The sequence below is a fragment of the Bradyrhizobium sp. CIAT3101 genome (genome assembly GCF_029714945.1).
Taxonomy (GTDB): Bacteria; Pseudomonadota; Alphaproteobacteria; order Rhizobiales; family Xanthobacteraceae; genus Bradyrhizobium.
The window spans coordinates 1,401,981-1,426,580 of the sequence record NZ_CP121634.1; the positions used below are offsets into that span (position 1 = coordinate 1,401,981).

General features: G+C 64.9%; 23 protein-coding genes. 15 read left to right on the forward strand and 8 right to left on the reverse strand.

Annotated elements, in window-relative coordinates; translation table 11 throughout:
* Positions 1–52 precede the first annotated feature (52 nt).
* From QA645_RS06425 to QA645_RS06435, 3 genes are all read left to right on the forward strand, one after another.
* Entirely contained in the window at positions 53–1,423 is a 1,371-nt protein-coding gene (locus QA645_RS06425) for a tetratricopeptide repeat protein (RefSeq protein WP_283048990.1), read from the forward strand.
* Positions 1,424–1,646: 223 nt separating this feature from the next.
* The gene (locus QA645_RS06430) at positions 1,647–3,569 is read left to right on the forward strand and encodes a propionyl-CoA synthetase (protein ID WP_283048992.1); all 1,923 of its coding nucleotides are present in this window, start codon (positions 1,647–1,649) and stop codon (positions 3,567–3,569) included.
* 287 nt (positions 3,570–3,856) lie between these two features.
* Positions 3,857–4,117, forward strand: coding sequence for a hypothetical protein (locus QA645_RS06435; RefSeq protein WP_283048994.1), 261 nt, complete (start codon positions 3,857–3,859; stop codon positions 4,115–4,117).
* A gap of 137 nt (positions 4,118–4,254) precedes the next feature.
* On the opposite strand, the gene QA645_RS06440 is transcribed toward QA645_RS06435, so the two are convergent.
* Positions 4,255–4,950, reverse strand: coding sequence for a cell cycle transcriptional regulator TrcR (locus QA645_RS06440; RefSeq protein WP_254128178.1), 696 nt, complete (start codon positions 4,948–4,950; stop codon positions 4,255–4,257).
* A gap of 265 nt (positions 4,951–5,215) precedes the next feature.
* Here QA645_RS06440 and ispH point away from each other — a divergent pair, with 265 nt between their 5' ends.
* From ispH to rnhA, 3 genes are read left to right on the forward strand one after another with little or no spacing between them, the layout of a single operon-like run.
* The gene (gene ispH / locus QA645_RS06445; protein ID WP_254128179.1) at positions 5,216–6,184 is read left to right on the forward strand and encodes a 4-hydroxy-3-methylbut-2-enyl diphosphate reductase; all 969 of its coding nucleotides are present in this window, start codon (positions 5,216–5,218) and stop codon (positions 6,182–6,184) included.
* Between the two features lie 6 nt (positions 6,185–6,190).
* Positions 6,191–7,174 carry a homoserine kinase gene (locus tag QA645_RS06450; protein WP_283048996.1) on the forward strand — a complete coding sequence of 328 codons (984 nt, stop codon included), beginning with the start codon at positions 6,191–6,193 and terminating at the stop codon, positions 7,172–7,174.
* Positions 7,171–7,635, forward strand: coding sequence for a ribonuclease HI (gene rnhA / locus QA645_RS06455; RefSeq protein WP_283048998.1), 465 nt, complete (start codon positions 7,171–7,173; stop codon positions 7,633–7,635). Before QA645_RS06450 ends, rnhA begins: the two co-directional genes overlap by 4 nt.
* A 154-nt stretch (positions 7,636–7,789) precedes the next feature.
* Here rnhA and QA645_RS06460 read toward each other — a convergent pair whose 3' ends face one another.
* The 6 genes from QA645_RS06460 to QA645_RS06485 all read right to left on the reverse strand — a co-directional run bounded on the left by QA645_RS06460 (position 7,790) and on the right by QA645_RS06485 (position 15,371).
* Positions 7,790–8,275: a peroxiredoxin gene (locus tag QA645_RS06460; protein WP_007597501.1), complete on the reverse strand. Its 486-nt coding sequence runs from the start codon at positions 8,273–8,275 to the stop codon at positions 7,790–7,792.
* A 108-nt stretch (positions 8,276–8,383) separates the two neighbouring features.
* On the reverse strand, positions 8,384–8,938 hold the full coding sequence (locus tag QA645_RS06465; RefSeq protein WP_254128182.1) for a DUF924 family protein: 555 nt from the start codon (positions 8,936–8,938) through the stop codon (positions 8,384–8,386).
* Positions 8,939–8,952: 14 nt separating this feature from the next.
* Complete coding sequence (locus tag QA645_RS06470; protein ID WP_254128183.1) at positions 8,953–10,638, reverse strand: long-chain fatty acid--CoA ligase; 1,686 nt, start codon at positions 10,636–10,638, stop codon at positions 8,953–8,955.
* A gap of 196 nt (positions 10,639–10,834) precedes the next feature.
* Positions 10,835–12,262: a D-alanyl-D-alanine carboxypeptidase family protein gene (locus QA645_RS06475; protein ID WP_283049002.1), complete on the reverse strand. Its 1,428-nt coding sequence runs from the start codon at positions 12,260–12,262 to the stop codon at positions 10,835–10,837.
* Positions 12,263–12,451: 189 nt separating this feature from the next.
* Positions 12,452–14,245, reverse strand: coding sequence for a glucan ABC transporter ATP-binding protein/ permease (locus QA645_RS06480; RefSeq protein WP_254191646.1), 1,794 nt, complete (start codon positions 14,243–14,245; stop codon positions 12,452–12,454).
* A gap of 85 nt (positions 14,246–14,330) precedes the next feature.
* Positions 14,331–15,371: an ABC transporter substrate-binding protein gene (locus QA645_RS06485; protein ID WP_283049003.1), complete on the reverse strand. Its 1,041-nt coding sequence runs from the start codon at positions 15,369–15,371 to the stop codon at positions 14,331–14,333.
* Positions 15,372–15,598: 227 nt separating this feature from the next.
* On the opposite strand from QA645_RS06485, the gene QA645_RS06490 reads away from it, so the two are divergent.
* The 7 genes from QA645_RS06490 to QA645_RS06520 all read left to right on the forward strand — a co-directional run bounded on the left by QA645_RS06490 (position 15,599) and on the right by QA645_RS06520 (position 21,176).
* Positions 15,599–15,973, forward strand: coding sequence for a hypothetical protein (locus QA645_RS06490; RefSeq protein WP_254128187.1), 375 nt, complete (start codon positions 15,599–15,601; stop codon positions 15,971–15,973).
* Between the two features lie 104 nt (positions 15,974–16,077).
* Positions 16,078–16,482 carry a phosphoribosyl-ATP diphosphatase gene (gene hisE, locus QA645_RS06495; RefSeq protein WP_254128188.1) on the forward strand — a complete coding sequence of 135 codons (405 nt, stop codon included), beginning with the start codon at positions 16,078–16,080 and terminating at the stop codon, positions 16,480–16,482.
* 35 nt (positions 16,483–16,517) lie between these two features.
* Positions 16,518–17,120: a YqaA family protein gene (locus tag QA645_RS06500; RefSeq protein WP_254128189.1), complete on the forward strand. Its 603-nt coding sequence runs from the start codon at positions 16,518–16,520 to the stop codon at positions 17,118–17,120.
* A 68-nt stretch (positions 17,121–17,188) separates the two neighbouring features.
* Entirely contained in the window at positions 17,189–17,710 is a 522-nt protein-coding gene (locus QA645_RS06505; RefSeq protein WP_254128190.1) for a hypothetical protein, read from the forward strand.
* Positions 17,711–17,738: 28 nt separating this feature from the next.
* Complete coding sequence (locus QA645_RS06510; protein WP_254128191.1) at positions 17,739–19,139, forward strand: aspartate ammonia-lyase; 1,401 nt, start codon at positions 17,739–17,741, stop codon at positions 19,137–19,139.
* Positions 19,140–19,422: 283 nt separating this feature from the next.
* Positions 19,423–20,391 (forward strand): nitronate monooxygenase family protein, encoded by a 969-nt coding sequence (locus tag QA645_RS06515; RefSeq protein ID WP_254128192.1) that lies wholly within the window; start codon positions 19,423–19,425, stop codon positions 20,389–20,391.
* 11 nt (positions 20,392–20,402) lie between these two features.
* Complete coding sequence (locus QA645_RS06520; protein ID WP_283049004.1) at positions 20,403–21,176, forward strand: thioesterase family protein; 774 nt, start codon at positions 20,403–20,405, stop codon at positions 21,174–21,176.
* Positions 21,177–21,586: 410 nt separating this feature from the next.
* Here the strand turns inward: QA645_RS06520 and QA645_RS06525 are convergent, their stop codons facing one another.
* Entirely contained in the window at positions 21,587–23,149 is a 1,563-nt protein-coding gene (locus tag QA645_RS06525) for an AMP-binding protein (protein WP_283049005.1), read from the reverse strand.
* 107 nt (positions 23,150–23,256) lie between these two features.
* On the opposite strand from QA645_RS06525, the gene QA645_RS06530 reads away from it, so the two are divergent.
* Together QA645_RS06530 and QA645_RS06535 are read left to right on the forward strand one after the other, a co-directional pair.
* Positions 23,257–24,222, forward strand: a complete 966-nt coding sequence (locus QA645_RS06530) for a nitronate monooxygenase (protein ID WP_283049006.1) — start codon at positions 23,257–23,259, stop codon at positions 24,220–24,222.
* A gap of 124 nt (positions 24,223–24,346) precedes the next feature.
* Positions 24,347–24,595: a hypothetical protein gene (locus QA645_RS06535; RefSeq protein WP_194479426.1), complete on the forward strand. Its 249-nt coding sequence runs from the start codon at positions 24,347–24,349 to the stop codon at positions 24,593–24,595.
* Positions 24,596–24,600: the final 5 nt, after the last annotated feature.

The window sequence follows — 24,600 nt, forward strand, 5'->3', positions numbered from 1 at the left end:
CACGCGTCCCCCGCGACAATGGTGAAAACCTGATGTCACGGAGTGCTTCGGCATGCGTACGCGTTCTTCCGGGCAGATTTCCAAAGTCTCGCTCCGCACTTTCCTTCTCGGCGCGGCGCTCAGCCTTGTGCTTGCCGCTCCGGCATCGGCCGCCGATTGCGTGATGGGCAGCAAGGCGGCGCCGGCGGACATCATCTCGGCGTGCAGTGCCATCATCGACCAGACCTCAAATCCGAATGCCGACCGCGTCGCGGCGCTGCTGGTTCGGGCCGATGCCAATGCGCGGACCTCCGGCGGTCTCACGCAGGCGCTGCGGGATATCGACCGCGCCATTGCGCTCGATGGCAAGAATGCGCGCGCCTGGCGCCTGCGCGGCGATCTGCTGCGCGAGGCGGGCGGCGACCTCAACCGCGCCACGGCCGATCTCAGCAAGGCGATCGAGCTCGATCCGCAGGATGCCGAAGCCTACGAACTGCGCGGCGTCGCCTACACCAACCAGCGCCGGCTCGACCGGGCGCTTGCCGATTACGACAAGGCGATCAAGCTGAAGCCGGATTATGCGCAGGCCTGGTCCGACCGCGGCGCGACCTTTTATCTCAATGGCGACAACGACAAGGCGGTCGCCGATCTCAGCCAGGCCTTGCTGCTCGATCCGAGCCGGGCGCGCAGCTACACCAATCGCGGCGCGGCCTACAAGAAGCTCGGCCAACTCGACAAGTCGATTGCCGACGACAGCGAGGCAATCAGGCTCGATCCGAAGGTGCCGGAATATTACGACAATCGCGGGCTCTCCTATGCCGCGATGAAGGACTACGACAAGGCGATCGCCGATTACGACCAGGCGCTGCGGCTGGCACCGCGGCCGAACTTCTTCACCAATCGCGGCGATTCCTACCAGTTCAAGGGCGAGTTCGGCGCCGCGCTCAGCGACTACAATGACGCGCTGAAGCTCGATCCTGACTTCGCGAAGACCTACAACAACCGCGCCGTGCTCTACACCAAGATGGGCGACCGCAAGAAGGCGCTGGCCGATTACGAGACGGCGCTGCGGCTCGATCCCGGCAACACCAACGCCGCGGATGGCCGCCGCACCATGATGGCGGAGATCGCGAAGTTCGGCGCCGAGCCGCCGCAGCCTTTGGCTGCGAATTCCGGCAACGGCCCCTCATTCGATTGCGCCTCCGCGAAGCGCGAGGTGGAGAAGGTGATCTGCGCCGATCCGCAGCTTGGCATGCTCGACCGCCAGCTCGCCGAGGCCTATGAGCGCGTGCTGAAATCGATGAGCCGGCGCTCGGCCGCCGACTTACGCAAATCCCAGCATGATTTCCTCGCCACCCGCGACGCCAGCTTCCGCCGCCCCGGCTACGATCTGAAGAAGGTCATGCAGGACCGGTTGCAGCGGTTGAACGCGATGGAGGGGTAGGCGCTTCTCTCGTCGCCTCTCCCCGCGCGCGGGGCGAGGGAGCGCAGCACTGGCGCAGCCGCTGTCCCTCCTCCAAAAGGCCCATCCTTTTCAGCTTGAACCGCGGCCCGTTCCCGGGAAAATAGCCCTCAAACAAGGGCCGGCACTTGATCCCTGTCATGGCGGGACTTCCATCCAGCCGTCAGGTCAAGGCGAGGCCAATCAAGGGAACGGGAGCGCGGGAATGAACGTCCGAGGGAACGGCGACGGAAAGAGTGCCTATCATGAGCTCCATGCGCGCTCGCTGGCCGATCCCGCGGGCTTCTGGGCCGAGGCGGCCAAGGAGATCGACTGGATCGAACCGCCGAAAAAGATCTTCGACCCCACCCAGGGCGTCTACGGCCGCTGGTTCGCCGGCGGCGTCGTCAACACCTGCTACAACGCGCTCGACCGCCATGTCGAACGCGGCCGCGCCGACCAGGTCGCGCTGATCCATGATTCGCCGCTGACCAATTCGGTCACGAAATTCACCTATGCCGAGCTGCTGGCCGAGGTGCAGGCGCTCGCCGCCGTCATGCAGGACTTTGGCGTCGCCAAGGGCGACCGCGTCATCCTCTATATGCCGATGGTGCCGGAGGCCGTGGTTGCGATGCTCGCCTGCGCGCGCATCGGTGCGGTGCATTCCGTGGTGTTCGGCGGCTTTGCCGCAAAGGAGCTTGCGACCCGCATCGACGACGCGCAGCCAATGCTCATTCTCTCCGCGAGCTGCGGCATCGAACCCGGCCGCATCGTGCAGTACAAGCCGCTGCTCGACGAGGCGATCAAGCTGGCGTCCGCCAAGCCCAAGGCCTGCATCGTGCTGCAGCGTCCGCAGCTCACGTGCGACCTCATGCCGAAGCGCGACTATGACTGGGCGAGCCTGCGCCGCAAGGCGATGAACGACGGCAAGAAGGCGCCTTGCGTGCCCGTTGCCGCGACCGATCCGCTCTACATCCTCTACACGTCCGGCACCACCGGTATTCCCAAGGGCGTCGTGCGCGACAATGGCGGGCACCTGGTTGCGGTGAAATGGTCGATGTTCAACCTCTATGGCGTCAAGCCGGGCGAGGTCTGGTGGTGCGGCTCCGACATCGGCTGGGTGGTCGGCCACAGCTACATCATCTACGGCCCGCTGCTGCACGGCGCGACTTCGATCATGTATGAAGGCAAGCCAGTCGGAACGCCCGACGCCGGCGCGTTCTGGCGGGTGATCAGCCAGCACAAGGCGGTCGCCTTCTTCACCGCGCCGACCGCGTTCCGCGCCATCCGCAAGGAGGACCCGGAAGGCAAGTTCATCCGGCAATACGATCTGTCGACATTCCGCACACTGTTCCTCGCCGGCGAGCGTGCCGATCCGCCGACGGTGGAATGGGCGGAACAGCAGTTGAAGGTGCCTGTCATCGACCATTGGTGGCAGACCGAGACAGGCTGGTGCATTGCCGGCAACCCGATCGGCCTCGGCCAGCTGCCGGTGAAGCACGGCTCGCCGACGGTGCCGATGCCGGGCTACCAGGTCGACGTGGTGGATGAGGCAGCGAAGCCCGTGCCGGCGAACACCATGGGCTCGATCGTGATAAAACTGCCGATGCCGCCGGGCTGCCTGCCGACGCTGTGGAATCAGGATGAACGATTCAAGGAGGCGTACCTCACCGAATTCCCCGGCTACTACAAGACCTCGGATGCCGGTTACAAGGACGAGGACGGCTATGTCTTCGTGATGGGCCGCACCGACGACATCATCAACGTGGCCGGCCATCGTCTCTCCACCGGCGGCATGGAGGAGATTCTGGCGTCGCATCCGGATGTCGCCGAATGTGCCGTGCTCGGCGTCAAGGACGCGATCAAGGGCGAGGTGCCTTGCGGCTTCCTGGTGCTGAAAGCCGGCGTGAAGCGGCAGCCCGCCGAGATCGAGAAGGAGATCGTCGCACTTGTGCGCGACCGGCTCGGCCCCGTCGCCGCCTTCAAGCTCGCTATCACCGTCGGCCGCCTGCCCAAGACACGCTCGGGCAAGATTTTGCGCGGCACCATCAAGAAGATCGCCGACGGCGAGGCCTGGACCATGCCCGCCACGATCGAGGACCCCAGGGTGCTGGACGAGATCGGCGAGGCGCTGAAGGGGCGGGTGTGAGGCGAAGCGTCATGCGGGCGAGGTGCTGCCCCAACTTCCGCCGTCATCGCCCGAGCAGGCGGGCGATCCAGTACTCCGCGGCGGTAATTGTCTAACCCAATGTCCGCCGCGGTGTACTGGATTCCCCGCTTGCCGCCTACGCTAAAGCTTCGGCGCGCCCAAGACCGAAACCTCGGCGAAGCCTTGGCGTAGCCGGGTCGCGGGGAATGACAGCGAGCTGGAACGGCGCCAGGACTTACAATCTCCGCATTCCGCGCTAAACAGGGCCGGCCAACAGGGGACCTGCTATGTCATTCGCCACCGCGCCGCGGCTGCTCATTGCCGTGGGTCTCGTCATCGCTCTCTCCGCCTGCTCGGCGCGTTACCAGACGCCGGTTGCAATGGGCAACGACGACGATGATGCGGTGTGCCAGAGCCGCGGTTACGCTCAGGGCTCGCCGGAATATGTGGCCTGCCGCAAGGACCGCGACGTCCAGCGCAATGCGGCGATCGCCCGCGCCGACAGAAGTCAGCGTAATCTTGGCGAATACATGCTGAACCATCCGTAGCTCACGTGTCGTCCCGGCCTAGCGCGCAATTGCGCGCTAGGCCGGGACGACAGCGGAGAGTGTGGTCGCGGCACAAACAAAAACGCGGCAGGTTTCCCCACCGCGTTTGCATCTGACAACGAAAGAAAGAGCGAGGACTACTCCTCCTCTTCCTCGTGCTTCTTGCCGCCGAGGGTCTTGAGCTTGGCGAACACGGCGTCGACGTTGAGGTCGTCGCTCGACTTCTCGGACGGCTCGTACTCGTCCTTCTTGGTGGTCTCGGATGCCGGCAGCAGGGTGGCGCCGCCATAGGCTGCGTCGATCGGCTTCTCCTTCGCCGCGCGCGCCACTTCGAAATCGAGCTCGATCTGCGAGCAGAGGCCGAGGGTGACCGGGTCGATCGGGGTCAGCTGCGAGGTGTTCCAGTGGGTGCGGTCGCGGACGCTGGCGATCGTGCTCTTGGTGGTGCCGACCAGGCGCATGACCTGGGCGTCCTTGAGCTCCGGATGGCTGCGCAGCAGCCAGAGGATGGCGCTGGGGCGCTCGTGGCGGCGCGACACCGGGGTGTAGCGCGGGCCCTTGCGCTTGGGCTGGGGCGGCAGCACGACCTTGCTCTCCTGGAGGCGGAGCCGGTAGTCTTGGTTCCTCTCGCCCTTCTCGATCTCCTCGCGGGTCAGCTGGCCGTTCGAAATCGGGTCCATGCCCTTGATGCCCTGCGCGGCGTCACCGTCGGCGATCGCGCGTACCTCGAGGGGGTGCATCTTGGTGAAATCGGCGACCTGGTCGAAGGTCAGCGCGGTGTTGTCGAGCAGCCAGACGGCGGTCGCCTTGGGCATCAGAGGTGCGTTGCTCATGGCAAATCTCCTTTGTGCTTCGCCCACCCCTCTGGAGGCGAAACCGGTGGTCATCAGCGATGACAGGGAATTCGCGCTATATAAGCCCGGAGGGGGTAGCCACGCAATGGTTCTGCTATAGATAGTGCCTTGACAGCGCCCGAAAGGGGGCCCAATTCCCTCTCAAGTCGCTATAACGTCCAAGCCGACCGTTTTAGGCCCTTTTCCATCCATCGACCGTCCCCCGCCAGAAGGCGAATGGGTGATTCGGTCCCGAGATCGCTCAATGTCAGCCAAACCAGACCTCAAGATCGTGCTTTGTTCTCCCCGCGGCTTCTGCGCCGGGGTGGTCCGGGCGATCGACACCGTGGAACGGGCGCTCGATAAATACGGCGCCCCCGTCTATGTTCGCCATGAGATTGTGCACAACAAATACGTCGTCGACGGGTTGAAAAAGAAGGGCGCCATCTTCGTCGAGGAGCTGGCGGAGATCCCGGAAAATACCACCGCGCCGGTGGTGTTCTCGGCCCATGGCGTGCCGAAGTCGGTTCCGGCCGATGCCACGTCCCGCAATCTGTTTTCGCTCGACGCGACCTGTCCGCTGGTGACCAAGGTGCACCGCGAGGCCGCGATCCACTTCAAGCGCGGCCGCGAGATCTTCCTGATCGGCCATTCGCATCATCCCGAAGTGGTCGGCACGCTCGGCCAGTTGCCGGTCGGCGCCGTCACCCTGATCGAGACCGCCGAGGACGCCAAGACCATCTCGCCGAAGGATCCGAACAACCTCGCCTTCGTGACCCAGACCACGCTGTCGATCGACGACACCGCGGAGATCGTGGCGCTGCTCAAGGAGCGCTTCCCGAACATCAACGGGCCGCACAAGGAAGACATTTGCTACGCCACCACCAACCGCCAGCTCGCGGTGAAGAAGGTGGCGCCGGTGGTCGACGCGCTCATCGTGGTCGGCGCCCCCAATTCGTCGAACTCGCAGCGCCTGCGTGAGGTCGCCGAACGCGAAGGCTGCAGGATCGCGGTGCTGGCGCAGCGCGCCGCCGACATCGACTGGGACAAGTTCGGCAACATCGCGAGCCTCGGTATCACCGCGGGTGCGTCGGCGCCGGAAGTGATCGTCGAGGAGATCATGGACGCGTTCGCCGAGCGCTACACGCTGCATGTGGAGACGGTCTCGGCCGCGGAAGAGAACGAGTTCTTCCCGCTGCCGCGCCAGGTGCGCCCCGAAGCCGCCGCCGAGTAGACCTTTATGGCGGTCTACACCGACGTTGCCGCCGACGAGCTTGCGGATTTCCTGAGGCAATACGATCTCGGCGAGTTGCTCTCCTACAAGGGCATCGCCGAGGGCGTCGAGAACACCAACTTCCTGCTGCACACCAGCAAGGGCTCGTTCATCCTCACGCTCTATGAGAAGCGCGTGGCGAAGAACGACCTGCCGTTCTTCCTCGCACTGATGACGCATCTCGCCGAGCACGGCGTCAGCTGCCCGCTGCCGGTGAAGGCGAGAGACGGCGAGGCGCTGCACGAGCTGCAGGGACGGCCGGCTGCGATCATCACCTTTCTCGAAGGCATCTGGCCGCGCAAGCCGAACGCGACCCATTGCGCCGGTGTCGGAGAGGGGCTGGCGAAGATGCACCTGGCCGGCGCCAATTTTGCGATCAAGCGTGCCAACGCGTTGTCCGTCGCGGGCTGGCGGCCGCTGTTCGATGCCGCCGCGCACCGCGCCGACGAGGTGCAGCCGGGCCTGCATGCGTTCCTCGCGACCGAGCTCGATTATCTCTCGGGTGGCGTCTGGCCGACCAGTCTGCCCGAGGGCGTGATCCACGCCGACCTCTTCAACGACAACGTCTTCTTCCTCGGCGACAAGCTCTCGGGCATCATCGACTTCACCTTCGCCTGCAACGACATGCTGGCCTATGACGTCGCGATCTGCCTGAACGCCTGGTGTTTCGAGCCGGATCATTCCTTCAACGTCACCAAGGCGCGCGCCTTTCTCAACGCCTATGGCCGTGTGCGAAAGCTGTCCGAGGCGGAAGAGGCTGCGCTGCCGCTGCTGGCGCGTGGCGCTGCGATCCGCTTCCTGCTGACGCGGCTGGTCGACTGGCTCAACGTGCCGCCGGGCGCGCTGGTGAAGCCGAAGGATCCGCTGGAGTATTTTCGCAAGCTGCGCTTCCACCAGAGCGTCTCCAGCGCGCGCGACTATGGGCTGATGCCGTCAGGATTGGTCGCGTGAGCGAGCGTCCCGTTGTCACGATCTATACCGACGGCGCCTGCTCGGGAAATCCCGGGCCCGGCGGCTGGGGCGCGATCCTGAAGTTCGGCGACAAGGAAAAAGAGCTGAACGGCGGCGAGCGCCACACCACCAACAACCAGATGGAATTGATGGCGGCGATCTCCGCGCTCGAGGCGCTGAAGAAGCCGTGCAGCGTCGATCTCTACACCGACAGCCAATATGTCCGGCAAGGCATCACCGGCTGGATCCATGGCTGGAAGCGCAACGGCTGGCGCACCGCCGACAAGAAGCCGGTCAAGAACGTCGAGCTATGGCAGCGCCTCGATGCCGCGCTGAAGGCGCATGAGGTGCGCTGGCACTGGGTCAAGGGCCACGCCGGGCATCCGGAGAACGAGCGGGCGGACCAGCTCGCGCGCGACGGGATCGTGAAGGCGAGGACACAAGCGCGGGTGACGGAGTAGGGCGCGCTGTTGGCGCGGTGGCCCAACTGTCATCGCCCGCGAAGGCGGGCGATCCAGTATTCCAGAGACAATTGTGATTGAGCCGAGACGCCTCGGCGTACTGGATGCCCCGCCTTCGCGGGGCATGACAGTGTCTCTTGCCGCTAAGAGATGCTCAGAGCTGCCCCAGCAGCGTATCGCCGCCGGAGACCTCGACCTTGCCGGGCATGGCTTCGAGGTTCAGCTTCTTGACCACGCCGTCCTCGACCAGCATCGAGTAGCGCTTGGAGCGGATGCCGAGGCCGTTGCCGGAGGCATCGAGCTCCATGCCGATCGCCTTGGCGAAGTCGGCATTGCCGTCGGCGAGGAAGATCGCCTCGTCGCGCTGGTCGGTGTCGCGCTTCCAGGCGTTCATGACGAAGGCGTCGTTGACGGAGACGATCGCGATGGTGTCGACGCCCTTGTCCTTCATGGCATAGGCGTTGAGGAAGATGCTCGGCAGATGCATCTTGTGGCAGGTGCCGGTGTAGGCGCCGGGCACCGCGAACAGCGCCACCTTCTTGCCCTTGAAGATATCGTCGGTGGTCTTCACCTGCGGGCCTTCCGCCGTCATCACGCGGAATTTCGCCTCGGGCAGCTTGTCGCCAGTCTGGATCGCCATCGTCAGTCTCCCTGAAAATCGGTCCCGCTTTGTAGACCGTGCGGCCGGGAGGCACAATATTGCCAGCGCGGGAAGCAGTAAGGGCCTCAGCCCTTCACCGTTATGTCATCAGCCGGCAAAACCGCCGCCGTCGAGGAAAGCCTGTTCGTCAGCCGTGGTTTCGCGGCCGAGGACATTGTTGCGGTGAGGGAAGCGACCGAACCGGCGGATGATCTCGGTGTGCTCTGCGGCCGATTTCTGGCTCTCTTTGTTGCCGGTCCCGCGAAACAGCGAGACGCAATGCTCCTGGTCGCCGAGATGCTCGGAATGCATCAGCGGCATATAGAGGAATTCGAGCAGGGCAGGATCGACCCTGCCTCCGGCGCCCCTTTCGATGGCGCGCCGGGCAATGTCGAGCGCCAGCGCGTCGCTGGAAAAGGCCGCTTGCGTACCGCGAAACATATTGCGGGGAAACTGGTCGAGCACGATGAGGAGCGCCAGCGTGCCCTCATCGCTGGCCTCCCAGGACGCCAGCCGGCCGGCAGCGGCCTGTTCCCACACATTGAGATAGCGACGCCTGACCTCGGCGTCGAAAGCGTCGTTGCGCTTGTACCAGGCGTCGCGACCGGCCTCGCGCCAGAAGGCGAGAATGCCGGCTGGCGCCACGTGAGAGATCTCTGACATCAGCAAAAGACGGCTTACGCCGCCTGGGCCTTCTTCTCGTCGCGCAGCTCGCGGCGCAGGATCTTGCCGACATTGGTCTTGGGCAGGTCGGCACGGAATTCGATCTGCTTCGGCACCTTGTAGCCGGTGAGCTGCTCGCGGCAGAACTTGATGACGTCCTCGGCCGTGAGGTTCGGATCCTTCTTCACCACGAAGGCCTTCACCGCTTCGCCGGACCCGCTGTCGGGAACGCCGATCACGGCGCATTCCAGCACGCCCGGATGGCTCGCGATCACTTCCTCGATCTCGTTCGGATAGACGTTGAAGCCGGAGACCAGGATCATGTCCTTCTTGCGGTCGACGATCTTGGTAAAGCCCTTCTCGTCCATCACGCCGATGTCGCCGGTGCGGAAATAGCCGTCCGCAGTCATGACCTTCGCGGTCTCCTCCGGCCTGTTCCAGTAGCCCGACATCACCTGCGGGCCCTTGGCGCAGATCTCGCCGGGCTGGCCGAGCGGGACTTCGTTGCCGTCGTCGTCGCGGATCGAGATCCAGGTCGAGGGCACGGGAATGCCGATCGATCCGGAGAATTCGGTCGTGGTCGCGGGATTGCACGTCAGCGTCGGCGAGGTCTCGGACAGGCCGTAGCCCTCGGCGATGAAGCAGCCGGTCACGTTTTTCCACTGCTCGGCCACCGGGCGCTGCACCGCCATGCCGCCGCCGTTCGATATCTTCAGCTTGGAGAAGTCGAGCTTCTTGAAATCAGGATGATGCATGAGGCCGTTGTAGAGCGTGTTGACGGCCGGGAAGCTGTTGACCTGGTATTTTGCGAGCTCCTTGACGAAGCCCGCGATGTCGCGCGGGTTGGGGATCAGGAGATTGCAGCCGCCGGCGCGCACCGCGAGCAGGTAGCAGGCCGTCAGCGCGAAGATGTGATAGAGCGGCAGCGCGCAGACGATCATCAGCTGCTCGACATGCGGCGGCGCATTGAGTGCCGGCTGCAGCCAGGCGTCGTTCTGCAGCACGTTGGCGACGATGTTGCGGTGAAGCAGCGTGGCGCCCTTGGAAACGCCGGTGGTGCCGCCGGTATATTGCAGGAAGGCGACGTCGCCGGGCGACAGCTTCGGCTTGTTGAAGGTCTGGCCACGTCCGGCCGACAGCGCGTCGTTGAACGAGACCGCGCCCGGCAGCGACCAGGCCGGCACCATCTTCTTGACGCGGCGGACGACGACATTGACGATCACGCCCTTGAAGCCGAGCAGATCGCCCATGCTGGCGACGATGACATGCTTGACCGGCGTCTTCGCGACCACCTGCTCGACGGTGTGCGCAAAGTTCTCCAGCACGATGATGGCTTCGGCGCCGGAATCCTTGAGCTGATGCTCGAGCTCGCGCGGGGTGTAGAGCGGATTGACGTTGACGACGGCAAAACCGGCGCGCAGCACCGCGGCGGTGGCGACCGGATATTGCAGCACGTTCGGCATCATGATCGCGACGCGCGCGCCGCGCTGCAGACCGCGACCCTGCAGGTAAGCGGCGAGCGCCAGCGACATCTGGTCGAGGTCGCGATAGCTGATCGCCTTGTCCATGCAGATGAACGCCTTGCGGTCGGCGAACTTGGTGAAGCTCTCCTCCAAGAGGTCGACCAGCGATGCGTATTGCGTCGGCTCGATATCAGCGGGCACGCCGGGCGGATATTGCTTGAGCCAGATGCGCTCCATGGAAACTCCCCTCTCTTATACCAGAGCCCGTTGTGTCTCGGGCTTGCCTCATTGCCGGCAGTATCGAGCCTGCCGGAACGGCTGGCAAGCGGTCGAGGCTTAGGGCAAAGGCCGGAGAGTGGCTACTGGAATCGTCGCAAGTCGCTGCCGCATGTGCGAAGTGCGGCTCGCGCGTCAACGGGACTGCAGTGTTAACCTAGCTGTTGTTGGGCGCAGGCTTCGGCTTGGTGGCCGCCTTGGGCTTGGCGGGCTTTGCGGCCTGATCGCCGCTCGCCGCCGGCTTATCCGCAGGCTTGGCCGCCGCGTGCTTGCTTGCCGTCGGCTTTGCCGCGGTCTTGGCATCTGTCTTGGCAGCCGCGTCAGGCTTGGCGGCCGCCGGTTTCGCCGCGGCCGTTTTGGCATCGCTGCCGGCGTCGGGCTTCTTGGCGGTACGCGACTTCTTGCCACGCGCCTTCGGCGGGGTCTGCTGATCGCTGTCGGCCGCGACCGCCGCGACCAGGGCCGCGCCGGTGCGGGTTGGGCCGGTGTAGACCACCACGGGCTCTGCAGCTTCCGGGGCCGAGGCCATCAGCTCGGACGCCTTCATCAGCGGCGGCTGGAGGCCGGCGGTGAAGAACGTCACCGGGGCGGCGCCGCCGGTTAAGGAGCCGCTGCCGGTGCCGTTGGTCGCGATCAGCGCATCGTCGTCGTCACTGGCCGGCCGCTTGCGGTGACCGCCGCACATCTCCTCGCGCAGGTTCGGCGGCGAGGCGTCGACAGGCACGAGGTTCTCGACGGTGCCGAGCGAGGGCCGCAGCCACGACAGATTGTCCTGGCTGAAGCCGCGCTCCAGCAGCTGCGCCGCCTTCACCGCGCGCGCGGTGCCGGAATTGGCGCCAAGCACCACCGCGATCAGGCGGCGGCCGTTGCGCGTCGCGGAGGCCACCAGGTTGTAGCCGGAAGCGCAGATGAAGCCGGTCTTGAAACCGTCGGCACCGGGATAGCGGCCGATCAGCTTGTTGAAATTACCGGTGACGCGCTTGCCGAAGCGGATCGCCGGAATGTGCACGAAGTACTCGTATTCCGGCAGGTCGCGCAGGAACGAGCGGGCGAGAATGCCGAGGTCGCGGGCCGAGGTGACGTGTCCGTCCGCAGGCAGGCCGTTCGGATTGACGTAGTTCGTCTGCGTCATGCCGAGCTTCTTCGCGGTGTCGTTCATCATCACGGAGAAGCCGTCGATCGAGCCGCCGAGGCCTTCGGCGAGCACCACGGCCATGTCGTTCGCCGACTTGACCATCATCATCTTCAGCGCGTTGTCGACGGTGAGCTGTGTTCCCGGACGGAGGCCCATCTTCGAGGGCGACTGCGAGGCGGCCGTCGGCGACACCGTCAGCAGCGTGTCGAGCGTGATCTTGCCGTCCTTCACCGCCTTCAACGTCACATAGGCGGTCATGATCTTGGTGACGGAGGCCGGATACCAGGGGATCGTTGCGTTGTCCGCCTGCAGCACCTTGCCGCTGTCGGCTTCGATCAGAAGCAGCGCCTCTGCGTTTGCGATGCGCGGTGCGAGCAGCGCGCCGACTGCGAGAGCCGCGGCCAACAGGTTGAACAGGGGCTTGCGAAGCAGCGGGCGAAAGGCGTGCACTATCCGATTCCGGTCCTTGGAGATCCGCCGGTTCCGGTCGGGATCTCGTGATCTCTGTTCGGTTCTGAAATCCAGCGCCGCCGCTCGCGGCAGCGCAAACCTATACCGGCTCTTGCGTCGAGAATAGGGGCTTCGGCCGGGTATTCCGCAACGAAATAGGCCGAATTTCGACGGTGCTGCGGGGACTTGCTAAGGGGATTTGGCGGCAGAGGCCGCGGCCTCGGCGGCAACGCCAGCCTTCGCATGTTCCTGCACCATGAACTGGGCCTTGGCGAGCTCGGCAAAATGGCCGCCTTTGGCCACGAGTTCATCGAAAGTTCCGCTTTCGATCACCCGGCCGTTCTGGAACACCAGGATCCGCGTGGCATTGCGGATGGTGGAGAGACGGTGGGCGATCACGAAGGTGGTGCGGCCCTTCATCACTTCATCGAGAGCAGCGTTCACCTTGGCCTCGGTGACCGCATCGAGCGCGCTGGTCGCCTCGTCCAGGATCAGGATCGGCGGGTCCTTCAGCAGCGCCCGGGCGATCGACAGCCGTTGCCGCTCGCCGCCGGACAGCATGCGGCCACGCTCGCCGGCGTTGGTCTCGAAGCCGCCGCTGCGTTCGATGAATTCGATCGCCTGCGCACGCTCGGCGGCCTTGCGCATCTCGGCCTCGGTCGCGTCAGGCTTGCCGACGCGCAGATTCTCGGCGATCGAGCGGTTGAACAGCAGCGCTTCCTGGAACACGACTCCGATATTTCGCCGCAGCGATGTCAGCGTGACGCCGCGCACGTCCATGCCGTCGATCCTGATGATTCCGGATTGCGGATCGAAGGCGCGATGCAAGAGCGCAATCGCGGTCGATTTGCCGGCGCCGGTCGGGCCGACCAGCGCGATGGTCTGGCCGGGCAGCGCGGTGAAGGAGAGATCCTCGATCGCCGGCCGCTTGCCGTCATAGGAGAAGGTGACGTCGTTGAACTCGACGAGGCCGGAGAGGCGCCCCGCATCGATCGCGTCGGGCCGGTCGTGCACCGCAGGCACGGCATCGAGCACGTTGAAGAACTCGCGCAGGCGCGGCGCTTCCATGAACACGTTGTTGATGAAGCTCACGACCTGCTCGAGCTTCTGGATCAGCAGCGTCGCGAAGCTCACGAACATCACGATCTCGCCGACCGAGGTGAGGCCCTGGTCGTGCAGGGCGATGCCGAGCGTGAAGATCGCGAGCACGGTGATGGTGGTGGAGGCGCGCGTGATCACAGTGACGAGCGCCCACCATGACAGCACCGGCATTTGCGCCGCGAGCAGCTGGTCGGCGACCGAGCGCAACCCCTGCACCTCGGACTCGACGCGCACAAAGCTCTGCACCAGCGCGACGTTGCCGAGCGCGTCGGAGGCGCGCGCGGACAGCTCGCTATACTGCTCCTCGACCGCCATCTGCATGCCGAAGGTCTTGCGCACCACGAAGGTGGTCAGCGCGGTGAAGACGACGCAGAGCACGAACAGCAGGATCGCCAGCCGCCAGTTCAGGTACAGCGACAGCGGCAGCAGCACCACCACCGACAGGATGGCGGCAAAGTGCTCGCGGAAGAAGCCGAGCCAGAGCCGCCACAGCGCGTCCGTGCCGTTGAGCATCACCTTCATCAGCCGGCCCGAATGCGTGCCGGAATGGAACGTCAGCGGCAGCTGCAGGATGTGCTCGAAATAGCTGGTCAGCACCGCCTGGCGCTGGCGGTGGGAGAGACGGTCGGCCTGCAAGGCCACCAGCGCGCTGCAGGCGATGGTGAACAATCCGAACGCGACCCATGCCATCAGGAACGGCCAGGCCGAGTTCGAGCCCGCGACCGTCTTGCCGGAGAGCACATCGACGATCCGGCCGAACAGCACCGGCTCGGCGAATTGTGAACCCGCCAGCAGGAGGTTGGCGAACGCCAGCAGCCAGCCAAGGCGCGCCTCCTTGCCGAGCAGCTCGAGAACGCGGGTGTAGAGTCGGAGGATGGGCATGCGGGCGAAGAACTCGGGCGGGTCAGGGATCCGATATTCTAAGCAGGGATTGCCCGCGAGATACAGCAGAAGCTGCCGGTTTTGCTCAATTGATGAGCCGGCTTTCGACCGGCGGCAGGAACCGGTCGTCGAAGATGTCGCCCGCCGCCGGACGCTTGCGGAATCTGAAATCTTCCGCGATCTGGTCGATCGCGCGCTCCAGGCGTGCCGGGTCGACGCCGCCGAGGCCGTTACGCCGGACCTCGTCGGTCAGGATGTTGTCGGCGAGCACCGTGCGTAGGCGCGCGAGCTCGAGGTCGCGGTCGCCGTCGTCGATGCGGCCGGCGGCCTCGTCCGCCGCGCGCGCCGGCTCCTTCGCAGTGGCGTTGATGCCCGCAATCAGCGCGCGGACAAAACCTTTCACCGCATCCGGCTTCGCCGCAGCGAAGGCGGGATTGGCGACGACCGCAAAACCGTAGGCCTCGCAGCCATAGTCGGCATAGCGCAGCACGGCGAGGTCGTCGGCCGGCACGCCGCGGTCGCGCAAATTCACCGCCGAGAGATAGGAGAAGCCGGCGACGGCGTCGACCTGTCCCGCCGAGAGCACCGGCTCGCGCACCGCCGCGCTCATCTTGAAGAATTTCACGCGCGAGACGTCGATGCCGTTCTGCCGGGCCAGCGCCGGCCACAGCCGGATCGAAAGATCGCTGTCGGCGACGCCGATGGTCTTGCCGTCGAGATCGGAGAGCAGATGGATGCCGCGGCTCTTGCGGGCGACGATCGCGTAAGGCGCGCGGTTGAACAGCACGAACACCGCCTTGACCGTCGGCACGTCGGCCTTGTCGCGAAAGCGAATGAGCTCGTTGATGTCGACGAGCGCGAGCTCGCTATCGCCTTTCGCAACGCGCGCAAGTGCCTCCGGCGAGCCGGCCGCGCTGTTGAAGGAGACGTTGAGGTGCTCGGCGCCGAACTGGCCGTCCTTCGCGGCCATGAAGAACGGCGCCATGCTCGCATCGACCGGTCGGTCGAAGGTGAGGTGGATTGCCACAGACGGCGCGGCGCTCTCGGTCGCATGGACGTCGCGTGCGGCAAGCACGAGCGAGAGGACCAACAGGACGTGAGAGACGATCGTCTTGATTCCAACCATCGGTCGCGCCGGTTCCGCATTGTTGTGGTTTCGTGACGCTCGCAGCGCCGGCCGCGGACAACTCTGATCGCCTCAACCTGAACGGTAGATGAGCGGTGGTTGCGTCATGATCACGCAGCCCCATTCATCTCCCGTTCGGGTTTGGGAACCCAACATGGGCTGCGGGTGTTTGGAAGACATGAGCCTGTCTCGAGGCACCAATGACGGTCCCAAGGAGGGTCCCAGCGATGTTTGACCGATTTTCGAAACTTGCCGGCCGCAAGGCCGTTCTCGCCACCGCCGCGGTGCTGGCGCTGACCACCGTCGCCCCCACCGCATCGTTCGCAGGCGGTCGCCACTGGCATGGTGGTGGCGGTGCGGCCTTCGCCGGCGCGGCCATTGCCGGCGCCATCGGCACCGGGCTTGCGATCGCCGCGACCCGTGACGCCTACGCCTACGACGCTCCCGCTTATTACGGTCCCGGTCCGGTCTATTACGATGAGGGCCCCGTCTACTACCATGGCCCGTACACCGGCCCGGGCAGCCGCGAATACCCGGGCAATGGCAGCGTCGGCCGCGACCCCTTCGCCAGCTGCAGCCGAAGCGGCGCCGGTTGTTGGTAAGTCATTGACCACGAAAGGCCGGCGCGCTTGCCGCGCCGGCCTTTTTTGTCCTTTATTGTCAACCGTTAACGCGTCGACCGTTTGTTTAGAGTAGTTTTGCGTACATGAGTGATTCGCTTGAGCGGCTATATCTGGCTGTGCTCGCGGCCAGGGACCTTGATCCGGCAACATCGCGCACTGCCCGGCTGTTTCAGCGTGGGCCCTCCAAAATGGCGAAGAAACTGGCCGAAGAGGCGATCGAGGTCGTGATCGATGCGGTCAACGGCGACACCGAGGCCGTGGTCCGGGAAAGTGCCGATCTGCTCTACAATCTCACCGTGCTCTGGGCTTCCGCCGGCGTGCGCCCCGAAGACGTCTGGCGTGAAATGTCGCGGCGTGAGGACATGTTGGGCATTGCCGAAAAGCTGCCGAAGTCGCCGGCGAAGCTGCCCAAAGTCGCGTCAGCGGGTATCTCGGCCCGGCGGCCAATTGTCGCCCTCGAAGGCCGCGCGGCGCGCAAGCGGCACTAAATCGTCACAAAACTGGCGATGGACAAATCCGTCCCATGGTGCTTCATCGCGGCGCCATGCTGAAACGTATCTACGACTGGTGCATCGACGCCGCCCACAAGCCTTACGCGCTCTGGATCATGGGGGCCGTGGCTTTTGCCGAAAGCTCCTTCTTTCCCGTTCCCCCGGACGTGATGCTGATCCCGATGTCGCTGGCGCGCCCACAGCGCGCCTGGCTCTATGCCGCGATCTGCACGGCCACCTCGGTGATCGGCGGCCTGCTCGGCTACGCCATCGGCGCGCTGCTGTTCGACTCGGTCGGTCACTGGCTGATCCAGGTCTACGGTCTCGGCGACAAGGTCGATGCCTTCCGCGCCTCCTACGCGGAGTGGGGCGCGGTGATCATCCTGCTCAAGGGCCTGACGCCGATCCCCTACAAGCTCGTCACCATCACCTCGGGCTTTGCCGGCTACAATCTCGTCCTTTTCGTCCTGTGCTCGATCGTCGCGCGCGGCGGCCGCTTCTTCATCGTGGCGATCCTGCTCAACCGCTACGGCGACTGGATCCGGCACAAGCTCGAGGAGCATCTCGGATTGTGGGTGGCGCTCGGCGCCGCGGTGCTGGTGCTCGGCTTCGTGGTGGCGATCAAGCTGATCTAGGCAAGCTGATCTAGGACTGAGATCCGCAACGCTTTCACGCCGCGCCGGCTTCGGTTACGGTTGTCCCTATGATGGTTCGATCCGGAAACCCGGCAGTGCGGCTCGGGACGCTGATCTCAGCGGTGCTGCTGCTCCTGCCCGGTGCCGGCGGGATCGGGTGGGCGCAATCGGCGCCGCCGTCGCTCGGGTTGCAGGAGCAGGGGCCGCAGGCTGCGCCGCCGCCGTCGACGCCCGCGCCTTCTGAAAACCCCGGGCTGATCAATGAAATGGGCAAGCTGTTCGACAAGCTGCCCTCGATCCTGCCACCGATCAAAAGCCCGAGCGAGACCATGAACGATCTGTCGCGCCTGGCGCGGCCGTCCACCATGGTGTCGGGGCGCGTGGCCTGTCCGGTCTCGTCGAACGGCGGGGCCGACTGCAAGCTCGCAGCCAACCAGCTCTGCCAGAGCAAGGGCTACCAGGAAGGCAAGAGCCTCAACACCGATTCAGCCGAGAAGTGCTCGGCCAAGGTTCTCATTCCGGGCAGGCAACGCAAACCGGATGATTGCCGCACCGATACCGTCGTCACCAGCGCGCTATGCCAGAACTGACGCCGCGCGCGAGCAGCAAGGAGTGCCCATGAGCCGCACGGAGCAGGACTTCCTCGGACAGCGTGAGATCGCCGACGACATCTACTACGGTGTCCAGACCATCCGGGGTAAGGAGAACTTCCACATCACCGGCATTCCCATGAACCAGGAGCCTTACTTCGTGAAGGCGCTGGGTTACGTGAAGAAAGCCGCAGCGATGGCCAACCGCGATCTCGGCGCGATCGACACGAAGGTCGCGGATGCGATCATCCTCGGCTGCGACCGTGTCATCGCCGGCGACATGATGGACCAGTTCGTCACCGACTTCATCCAGGGCGGCGCCGGCACCTCGACCAACATGAACGCCAACGAGGTGATCGCCAACCTCGCGCTGGAATCGCTCGGCTTCCACAAGGGCGAATACCAGCACGTCAGTCCGAACGACCACGTCAATTACGGCCAGTCCACCAACGACACCTATCCGACCGCGTTCCGGCTCGCGCTGATCCTGCGGCTCGAGAGCTACATGACGGCGCTGCGCCAGCTCCAGGAGGCCTTCTTCGCCAAGGGCCGCGAGTTCGAACGCGTGCTGAAGATGGGCCGCACCCATCTTCAGGATGCCGTGCCGATGTCGCTTGGCGCCGAATTCCGGGGATGGGGCACCACGATCGGCGAAGAGGTCGACCGCATCTCGGAGGCGCGCGCGCTGCTGCGCGAGATCAATCTCGGCGCCACCGCGATCGGTACCTCCGTCACCGCGGCGATTGGTTATCCCAAGCTCGCGGTCCGGCATCTGAGTGCGCTGACCGGCGTCGACTTCATTCTCGCCGGCGATCTCGTCGAGGCGACCTCGGACACCGGCGCCTATGTTCAGCTCTCCGGCGTGCTGAAGCGCACCGCGAGCAAGCTGACGAAAATCTGCAACGACATCCGCCTGCTCGCCTCGGGCCCGCGCGCCGGCTTCAACGAGATCAACCTGCCGCAATTGCAGCCGGGCTCCTCGATCATGCCGGGCAAGGTCAACCCCGTGATCCCCGAGGTCGTCAACCAGACCAGCTTCCTCGTCATCGGGCTCGACACCACCGTGACGCTTGCTGCGAGTGCCGGTCAGCTCCAGCTCAACGTGATGGAGCCGGTGATCTCGTTTGCGCTGTTCTTCTCGATCCGCACCATGGAGCGCGCGGTCAACAGCCTGCGCGAGAATTGCGTCGTCGGCATCACCGCCAACGAGGAGCACACCCGCAACATGGTGCTGAACTCGCTCGGCATCGTCACCGTGCTGAAGCCGCTGCTCGGCTACAAGCAATGCGCCGAGATCGCGCGCGAGGGCTACAAGAGCGGCAAGTCGCTGCACCAGATCGTGGTGACCGAACGCAAGCTGCTGACGCAGGAAAAATGGGACGAGATGTTCTCGTTCGAGCGGCTGATCAATCCGGATTTGGTTGGGTGATTCCGTTGCGGCGCTGATGGTGCCACACCTCTCCCATAGGGAGAGGTCGGCGCGCAGCGCCGGGTGAGGGGTTTCGCTTGCTCGTGGACTTGATCCCCTCACCCGAATTGCTACGCAATTCGACCTCTCCCCATGGGAGAGGTGAAGCAGGAATTCCGCGCGTTGGAATTGCGGTAACGGCGTCCGCCACGGCGCCAAAACGCAATACTTGACAGTGGAAAGATTGCCTTGTTGGTATGGCCCCCAACCTTCAATGCGTCTGTCAGCAAAGGATCGCTCCGCAATGTCCATGCCTGCTCTGTTCAAGGGACGCCTGTCGATCCCCGTGATCGGTTCGCCGCTCTTCATCATCTCGGTGCCCGACCTCGTGATCGCGCAGTGCAAGGCCGGTGTGGTCGGCTCTTTCCCGTCTCTGAACGCGCGGCCGCCGGAATTGCTCGACGAATGGCTGGCGCGGATCACCGAGGAACTCGCCGCCTACGACCGCGCCCATCCCGACAAGCCGTCGGCGCCGTTTGCGGTCAACCAGATCGTGCACAAGTCGAACAACCGGCTCGACCACGACATGCAGCTCTGCGCCAAGTACAAGGTGCCGATGATCATCTCCTCGCTCGGCGCGCGCGAGGAGCTCAATCAAGCCGTTCACGGCTGGGGCGGCATCGTCTTCCACGACGTGATCAATCAGAAGTTCGCCCACAAGGCGATCGAGAAGGGCGCCGACGGCCTGATCCTGGTCGCGGCCGGCGCCGGCGGCCATGCCGGCACCATCTCGCCGCTCGCCTTCGTTGCCGAAACCCGCAAGTGGTTTGACGGTCCGATCGCGCTGTCGGGCGCCATCGGCAACGGCAAGGCGATCCGTGCCGCGCGCATCCTCGGTGCCGACTTCGCCTATATCGGCTCGGCCTTCATCGCCACCAAGGAAGCCAACGCGGTCGAGAAGTACAAGGAGATGATCGCGGGCTCGACGGCCGACGACATCGTCTATTCCAACCTCTTCACCGGCGTGCACGGCAATTACCTGAAGCCGTCGATCCTCGCCGCCGGCATGGATCCGGAAAACCTGCCGACATCCGATCCCTCCAAGATGAACTTCGGCACCGACGCCTCCGGCGAGCGCGCCAAGCCGAAGGCCTGGAAGGAAATCTGGGGCTCCGGCCAGGGCATCGGCAGCGTCGAGGGCATCTTGCCCGCCGCCGATCTGATCGCGCGCTTCAAGAAGGAATACGACGAGGCGGTTGATCCGCCGCTATGATGGCTGTCGCAATGCCCGCCATCTACCGTGTCGACGGCAACAGCGTCGTCACCAGCCCCGATGCCGCCGGTCCGTGGGACCGGCGCATGCAGCACGGCTCGGCGCCATCGGCGTTGGTGACGTGGGCGGCGGAGCGGATTCCGACGCCCGTGCCGATGCATATCGCGCGTGTCACCATCGATCTGATGCGCCCGGTGCCGGTGGCGCCGCTCGCGATCGAGAGCAAAGTGTTGCGCGAGGGCCGCAAGATCCAGCTCTGCGAGATCAAGCTGCTTGCCGACGGCGTGCAGGTCGTCGGCGCCACCGTGCTCAAGATCAAGCAGCAGTCACAGCCGCTGCCCGACGACGTCAGGGAGTTGCCGGTCACGCTGCCGTCGCCGGAGGACTCGCTGGTCGAGGACGGCCACGGTGCGACCAGTCCGTTCGCGGGAATGATGTCGATGCGCGCCGCGCGCGGCCGTTTCGGCCAGGCCGGTGCCGGCGCGATCTGGTTTCGCCTCGACCATCCGCTGGTCGAAGGCGAGGTGGTTTCGCAGGCGATGCGAGCCGTGGTCGCCGCCGATTTCTCCAACGGCACCGCTTCGACGCTCGACTTCCGCACCTGGACCTACATCAACGCCGACCTCTCGGTGAGCCTGGCGCGTCAGCCGATCGGCGACTGGATCCTGCTCGACGGCGAATCCTGGATCGGCCCTGATGGCGCGGGCCTCGCGATGTCGCGGCTCGCTGACCGCCAAGGCTATTTTGGCCGCGCGGTGCAGAGTTTGGTGATCGAGAAGCGTTGAGCGTTGCGGCATGCGCCGCGGTTGCTGCGTGGGCCGATTGAACGGCAGGCTTCCGCCGCCGCGGAAGGGATGCATGGCCGTGCTGGACCAGGGCATCCTGCCAGTTCACACTCCGTAGAAGATCTTGATCTCCCACAGCACCACGACGATAGCCGTGATCAACGTGATCGCGGCGACTGCACTTTCCAGGGAAGCGACTCTCATTGCTTACTCCGCTTCCCAGCCCCAATAGCGGTCTATTTGATTCCTTGATTCGCCTGCAATCGGGCGGTCGCCACGGGCACGTACTCCGTCACGCATTGTGGTGCCGCGGCCACAACAGCTCCGTAGAATCCCGGATGGGAATGCTGATCATTCCCGCCATTTCGCGCGATACGTGTATTCCGAACCCGTCGCTGCAATCAGGAAGATTACCCGACCATCCGGTCGCGCCCGCTCCAGAAGCCGGCGCGCAGCACCTTCTTGTCGACCTTGCCGACTCCGGTCATCGGCAGCTGCTTGACGAACTGGATCTGTTTCGGCGCATGCGCGGAACCCTTTCGCGTCCGCACCAGATTGATCAGCTCGTCCGGATCGGGCTTGGCGCCCTCGCGCGGCACGACGATGGCCGTGACCGCTTCGCCCCATTTTTCGTCTGGCACGCCGACCACGGCGACCATCGCGACATCGGCATGTTGCGACAGCACGTCCTCCACCTCGCGCGGAAAGATGTTGAAGCCGCCGGTGACGATCATGTCCTTCTTGCGATCGAGAATGAACATGTAGCCGCGCTCGTCCTGGCGCGCGATGTCGCCGGTGTGGACCCAGCCGTTCTTCAACGTCTCCGCGGTGATGTCGGGCCGCTTCCAGTACTCAGCCATCACATGCGGCGCGCGCACGCAGATCTCGCCGGCTTCACCCGTCTGCACCTCCTGATCGTCGTCGTCGAGGATTTTGACCTCGCACGCTGCGATCGGGAAACCGCAGGACAGGAATAATTCCGGCGTCCTGGGATCGTGATCCTTCTTCCGCAATACCGAGACCGGATAGCATTCGGTCTGGCCGTAGAGTTGCGAGAACACCGGTCCGATACGCTCGATGCCTTCGACCAGCCGGCTCGGCGACATCGCCGACGCGCCGTAGAGCACGAGCTCGAGCGAGGAGAGATCGGTCTTATCAAGCGCGGGATGATCGAGCAGCACATAGATCATGGTCGGCACGAACAGCGTGAAGTTGATGCGCTCGCGCGCGATCGTTGCCAGCACGGCCTCGGGATCGAAGCCTTTCAGCATGTGCACGGTGCCGCCGCGCATCAGCGTCGGCAGCACCTTTGTGCCGGCGACGTGGCTGATCGGGGCGACGGTGAGATAGCGCGCGGCGTCGGGGATCTCGAAATCGGCGAGGATGGCGCCGGCCGCACCGGCGTTCTCGCGATGATAACGCAGCGCGCCCTTGGATTTTCCTGTCGTGCCGCCGGTGTAGTTGAGCGTGGAGAGATCATCGAGATTTGCGAGGCACCGCGCGCTGGCCTGTCCCGCGCCCTCGATCGCGTGCAAGAGGTCGACGCCGTAGTCGGCCGGCCCCATCGTGAAGACCGCCTTGAGGCGGGTTGCCTTCGTAGCGAGCTCGCCGCCGCGATCACGGAAGGCGGCCACATCGACCACCAGCACGTCCGCTTCGGAATCTTCGAGCTGAAACAACTGGTCGCTCTCCGATCCCAGCGGATGCAGCCAGGTCGTGCAGCATCGCGACAATTGCGCGGCGACACCGGCGCACCAGGTGTCGGCGCGGTTCGCGGTGAGGAAGGCGACGCGGGCGCCGGGCTGCAAGCCGAGCCGCATGAATACGCCCTGGATGCGTCCGATCAGATCGAGCGTGCCCTGATAGCTCAGCGATCCGCCGGGCCATGCGAACGCCGTGCGGCCAGGATAGCGCGCCAACGCCCGTAGCGTCTGCGCACAAGTCGGTGACGATGCGTGGAGCGGATCGGACATATGTTTCCTCGTTGCTTTGTCATCGGCTTGTGTCGTGCCAATGTTTGCGCGCAAGGCTAGCACAGCGAATGCGGGATGGAACGACAAAGCCCGCGCGGGAGATTTGCGTGACATCCGATCGACTTCAACGTTTTCGCGATCGTCTCGGCCTCCCCTTGATCGCGGCGCCGATGTTTCTGGTGTCGGGCGTCGAACTGATGGTCGCAGCCTGCCGCAACGGCGTGATCGGTAGCTTTCCCACCGTGAATTGCCGCAGCACGGAACAGCTCGACGACTGGCTCACCGAGATCGCGACGCGGTTGCGTGCACACGAGGATCAGACCGGCCGCAAGGCTGCGCCGCTCTGTCCGAATTTGATCGTGCATCGCTCCAACGCGCGGCTGGAGCAGGATCTTGCCGTGCTGCTCAAGCACGGGCCCGAGATCGTCATCACATCGGTCGGCTCGCCGGCGCCGGTGTTGAAGCCGTTGCATGATGCGGGTGCATTGGTGCTGGCGGATGTTGCCTCGATCCGCCACGCCGAACGCGCGGCGGCGGCAGGCGCCGATGGATTGGTGCTGCTCACCGCGGGCGCGGGCGGACAGACCGGCTGGCTCAACCCGTTCGCCTTCGTCCGCGCCGTGCGCGCGTTCTACGATGGCATCATCGTGCTCGCCGGCGGCATCGGCGACGGCCACGCGCTGCACGCGGCCGAGGTGCTCGGCTGCGATCTCGGCTACATGGGCACGAAGTTCATCGCGACGCGCGAGAGCATGGCGGACGAACGCCACAAGCAGATGCTGGTCGAGAGCAGCGCCGACGACATTCTGCTGACCACCGCCTTCACGGGCCTGCAGACCAGCATGCTGAAGCCGTCGATCGTCGCCGCCGGGCTCGATCCTGATGATCTCCCGGCGCGCGGCGCCATCGACATCGGCAAGGACATCGACGTCGGCGGGCGTGAGAACCGCCCCAAACGCTGGCGCGACATCTGGAGCGGCGGACATTCGACGTCCGGCGTCACCGAGGTGGTGGCTGTCGACGATCTCGTGGCCCGGACGGCCGCCGAATACCGTGAGGCGACGGGGCGATAGCGTTCCGTGCCGCCCAGCACGGTTAATCCCGCATGGCTCCGTAAGCCCGCACTTAACGGCAGATTAACCATCGCCCGCCAAGAATCCCCCTCACGGCCGCCAATCAGGACGAGAGGGACAGGCGATGGATTTCGATTTTCTCAACAGCAAGACAGCCGCAACGCTGGACGAGATCCGCGTCCGCGTCGCGCATGCTCTGGCTCGCCACCCGCTCTGCCGCAATGTTCGCTTCGACATCGTCAGCGTCCCCCGCACCCGCCGGGGCGGCAATTGGACGGTGACGCTGCAATCGGTCGAGCCCCGCGCCGTCTGGGAGGCCTCGGAGATCGTCGCCGACATCCAGGACGCCTACGATCTGGCCGCAGCTGCCTGATTTCA